This window comes from Microbacterium sp. (genome assembly GCF_030149085.1).
Lineage (GTDB): Bacteria > Actinomycetota > Actinomycetes > Actinomycetales > Microbacteriaceae > Microbacterium.
In genome coordinates, this window is sequence record NZ_JASBSF010000319.1 from 1 (window position 1) to 4,043 (window position 4,043).

Here is a 4,043-nt window from a genome sequence, read left to right on the forward strand (position 1 = left end):
GGCGAGAGCCCGCCTCAGCTCACAACGACGACGTCGTCACCCACGACGCCCCGGCTGTCATCCAACGTGACGGGTAACACCCCCGCGCCGAACAGCGTGCGACAGAGCACACCGCGATGAGGCAGGCACTCAGCGCCGCGCAGGAGCACTCGACGGCAGTCAGCGCACATCCTGAGCCGCACCGCACCACACACGTGAGCGCGGCATCAGTCGGCGTGAGTCGATGAGCGAGGGCATCATGGATACGAGTGAACTTCCTCCCGACGTGGAGGCGCCCGAGTCAGAATCATCGGCATCGACATCACGAGAGTTCCCGCGTCTCGGCACTCCGGTGAACGCGGGAGGCAGAGTGAGCGCACCGCCGCGACCGATCAACTGGAACCTACTCACCAGCGAACAAGCCGAGATCGAGTGGCTCGAACTCAACAGCTGGGTGTCCTGGCTGAAACTCTCCTACGGTCTCACACCGGCAGTGCTGCCCCCGCTGTGGCACCGGCACCCCGAGCTGGTATGGGAACTCTCGGCGCTGCATTGTCATTGGCTCGGCGCCTACGATCCTGAACAGCACGCCAGCGGCCCGATCACCTGGCACCGCGACTTCACCGAAGCGCGGATGCGCCTGCGCGAATGGGTGCAAGCCTCCGGCACCCGCATCGACCGCGACCGCCCCACACGGCAAACCACTTGGCCGGGCGACACCCCGTACCCTGCGGCGGCGGAGGCCCCCATCGTTGACCGAGACGCCGACTTCGTAGAGTTCGTCAAAGCCGATGTGGCTTCGCGCCGTGCCGACGAAGACGCTTACTTCCTTCTCGTGGCTGAGCATGAAGCACGCCGCAATGCCGCAAGCGGTGATTGAGATGGTGCGCAGCTACCAGCGAAAGACTCCAGCCCTTTCCGCAGGCCGGGAGGTCAAGGTGCGCTGCGAAGACCGCGAGACCGTGGATGTGCCGTTGCTTGCGGAGGTACTCATCAGGATCGCACTCCGTTCGACATCAGCGTCTGCTGATCAGAATGAATCCGCCAAGCAGCATATCGGAAATGCCGGTCTCTCCCGGTTCTTCCAAGACGCCCTCGCGGTGAAGCAGTAGCATCGTAGACAGATACTCAAGCAAGACGTGGCACCCCTTGCGACACGGCCCCGGCGATTGCCCGGAGTGCAGTGTTCTTTCTCTCTTGCGAATCTGACCGCCACGTCACGCAGCAGCGAGTCATGCTCGGTGCTGCCTGACGAAAGGCAATCGCAATGACTCTCCTAGGTCTCCCTGCCGGTCTCGACCTCGACTCGCTCCGCAAGCTCGCTACCCAAGCAGCCAAAGCCAAACCGCAGCCCGCCCCCGGTGATGGCACCCCGCTCGCGGTGTCATACCTGCGAGTCTCGACCAAGGATCAAGCCACCCGCAACGGCCTCGAAGAAGGTCTCTCGATCCCTGCACAACGCGAAGCCGCCGAGAAGAAAGCCGCCTCGCTCGGGGCAGTGATCGTCAAAGAGTTCATCGAGCCAGGCGAATCGGCGAAGACCGCAAACCGTAAAGCGCTGCAGGAGATGCTGGAATATGTGGCGGTGAACCCCGTGCAGTTCTGCATTATCAACAAGGTCGATCGCATGGCAAGGAACCGCCTTGATGATGCCGTGATCCATGCAACGCTACGCGGGCGCAGCATCCAGCTAGTGTCGGTCACTGAGAACATCGACGAGTCGCCGTCGGGGATGCTAATGCACGGCATCCTTGCCACGATCGCGGAGTTCTATTCGCTGAACCTCGCGCAGGAGGTGGTGAAGGGCCTCCGGCAGAAAGCAGTCATGGGTGGCACTCCCGGTCGTGCCCCGCTCGGCTACCTCAACGTGCGAACCACCGAGAACGGTGCCGAGATTCGCGAGGTCACCACTGATCCCGACAGATTCGACCTTGTGAAGTTTGCGTTCGAGAGCTACGCGAATGGCGACTGGACACTCTCGATGCTCACCGAGGAAGTGAATCGGCGCGGCCTGACCACGAGACCGACACCGAAGCATCCTGAGAAGCCCCTCACCACAACGATGGTGCACAAGGTACTCACGAACCCGTATTACAAGGGCCTCGTCACGTTTCAGGGCGCAGTCTACGAGGGCAGCCACGACGTGATGGTCACACCCGAGGTCTGGTCGAAAGTGCAGCAGATTCTCGACCGCAACAACCAGCGAGGTCAGCGACCGCAGAAGCACGACCACTACCTCAAAGGCGCGCTCTACTGCTCCTGTGGGGCAAAGCTCATGCTTGAACGTCCGCAGGGAAACACGGGCGAACGGTACGACTACTTCTCCTGCTCAGGTCGCCGTCGCAAAACCACGAGTTGCACGCGAAGTGCGATCCTGGTGGAGCGGATCGAACTGAAAGTCGAGCAGGCATACGCCACGAAGTCACTCACCGAAGACCAAGCTGCCGGGGTTGGGAAGATTCTGCACGAGGTGTTCGACAGGCTCGAAGGCGGGGCCAGCGACGAGCGCGCGGCACTCACCGAGCAGAAGGCTCGCCTCGAGTCCGAACGGTTGAAGCTCGTGCAGGCGCACTACGCCGATGCGATCCCGGTCGATCTGTTGAAGAGCGAGCAAGACCGAATCCAGAACGCACTCGGCGCGATCCAGACCAGGCTCGACAGCCTGCATTCCCGCTACGCGGACGCCCGTGAAGGCCTCGAAGACATGCTCGCCGTGCTCACCGATCTGCAAGGGTTGTACCTGCGTTGCGAACCCGCTGAACGCCGGTTCCTGAACCAAGCCTTGTTCACGCGCATCATCGTGGACGAGAACGAGAACGTCGAGCTGCAGCCCCAGGCCGGTGTCGACACCGTGACTTCGCAGAGAATCAACACCTACAGCGCAGGCCCGGTAGCAACAACGAAAATGCCCCGCATTCAAGCGGGGCAAGTTTCGACTTTCGAACTTTTGGTGGACCTGAGGGGACTCGAACCCCTGACCCCCTGCATGCCATGCAGGATTGAGCCCCAGTGAGAACCATTGAATTATCAAGGAAATGCCTGGTCAGGCACGAGATAAGTCTACCATCGAGTACCGCTCAATACCACCGGACACAAGGGCCTGAGCCCCATATGAGCCCCACGGGGAGGGTTTTTCGGAGCGCGGGAGCGACCGGGGACGCCGGCGGAAACCACGCGGATTCTGAAAGGTGAACACGGGGCTACGGATCCCCGGCAGCCCCCGGGCACAGATTTTTCTGCTTCCCCAATTCGCGAGGTGCGGCACGGACATGCCTCCTTCTCCCACACGTCGACAGGGCTTCACCGCGACGGGATAACGTCATGCCGTGACCTTCAACCACAGCGCTCGCGGCATGTCGATCGCCACCTCCACGGCGCTGTGCGCCTGCCTCACGGCCTGCGCGCCGCAGATAACGGTCACACCCGCTCCAGACCCATCCCTCGAGCCACAGCGAGCTGCAGCCCTCGCCCAGGCGCTGTCTGACCTCCGCTCCTACGCCGAGCGCTCGATCGCCACCATGGAGTCTCTCACCGCCGAGACCGGAGCCACCGACACGGCCCTGTGCACGGTCGCCTCACTCCCCGACCCGTCATTCCTCATCGACGACGACGCGGCCACAGACATCACCTCCGCCACAAGCCCACCGCTCATCACCTACACCTGCACCGCCATCACCGACACCACCGACAGCGGATCCGTCTTCGGCATCGGCTACACCGGCACCCTGAACCCGCTCACCGGCGACAGCTACGTCACCCGCAACAAGTAGCGGATCCTCCTCCAGTAGGCCGTCTACGGCGTTATCGCGCGCCTAGGTGACTCCATTCAGGTGAATAGACTCCGTAGCCCGAGCCGCCGCCGACCACAGCACACGCCTGCCATCCTGCCGTCGAGTCACGAACCCCTGGTCGGCGGCCGTGCGAAGGAGTGGTCGAAGTGAGTTGTGAGACGCTCCCCGGATCCGAAGCGCCTCCAGTTCGCCCCCGGTCATCGGCCCCCGTTCCCGCAAGGCCCGAAGGATGCGCCCGATCGTCGCCGACTCCTGCTCGGCGAGCCGCTCACG

4 protein-coding genes are annotated in these 4,043 nt (G+C 62.8%); all 4 read left to right on the top strand.

The window, feature by feature from the left end; all coding sequences use genetic code 11:
• Positions 1-223 precede the first annotated feature (223 nt).
• The 4 genes from Q1V87_RS13135 (at position 224) to Q1V87_RS13150 (ending at position 3,749) form a co-directional block, all read left to right on the top strand.
• Entirely contained in the window at positions 224-859 is a 636-nt protein-coding gene (locus tag Q1V87_RS13135) for a hypothetical protein (protein WP_143003621.1), read from the top strand.
• Positions 840-1,091 carry a hypothetical protein gene (locus tag Q1V87_RS13140; RefSeq protein ID WP_079941069.1) on the top strand — a complete coding sequence of 84 codons (252 nt, stop codon included), beginning with the start codon at positions 840-842 and terminating at the stop codon, positions 1,089-1,091. The genes Q1V87_RS13135 and Q1V87_RS13140 overlap by 20 nt, the downstream gene beginning before the upstream one ends.
• Before the next feature lie 155 nt (positions 1,092-1,246).
• Positions 1,247-2,992 carry a recombinase family protein gene (locus Q1V87_RS13145; protein ID WP_300593704.1) on the top strand — a complete coding sequence of 582 codons (1,746 nt, stop codon included), beginning with the start codon at positions 1,247-1,249 and terminating at the stop codon, positions 2,990-2,992.
• Between the two features lie 313 nt (positions 2,993-3,305).
• The gene (locus tag Q1V87_RS13150) at positions 3,306-3,749 is read left to right on the top strand and encodes a hypothetical protein (RefSeq protein WP_300593707.1); all 444 of its coding nucleotides are present in this window, start codon (positions 3,306-3,308) and stop codon (positions 3,747-3,749) included.
• The last annotated feature ends 294 nt before the right edge of the window (positions 3,750-4,043 follow it).

What these genes read in the sequence shown, in the direction of transcription:
- Q1V87_RS13135 (WP_143003621.1), top strand. Translation starts at nt 224, where the DNA reads ATGAGCGAGGGCATCATGGATACGAGTGAACTTCCTCCCGACGTGGAG.
- Q1V87_RS13140 (WP_079941069.1), top strand. Translation starts at nt 840, where the DNA reads ATGCCGCAAGCGGTGATTGAGATGGTGCGCAGCTACCAGCGAAAGACT.
- Q1V87_RS13145 (WP_300593704.1), top strand. Translation starts at nt 1,247, where the DNA reads ATGACTCTCCTAGGTCTCCCTGCCGGTCTCGACCTCGACTCGCTCCGC.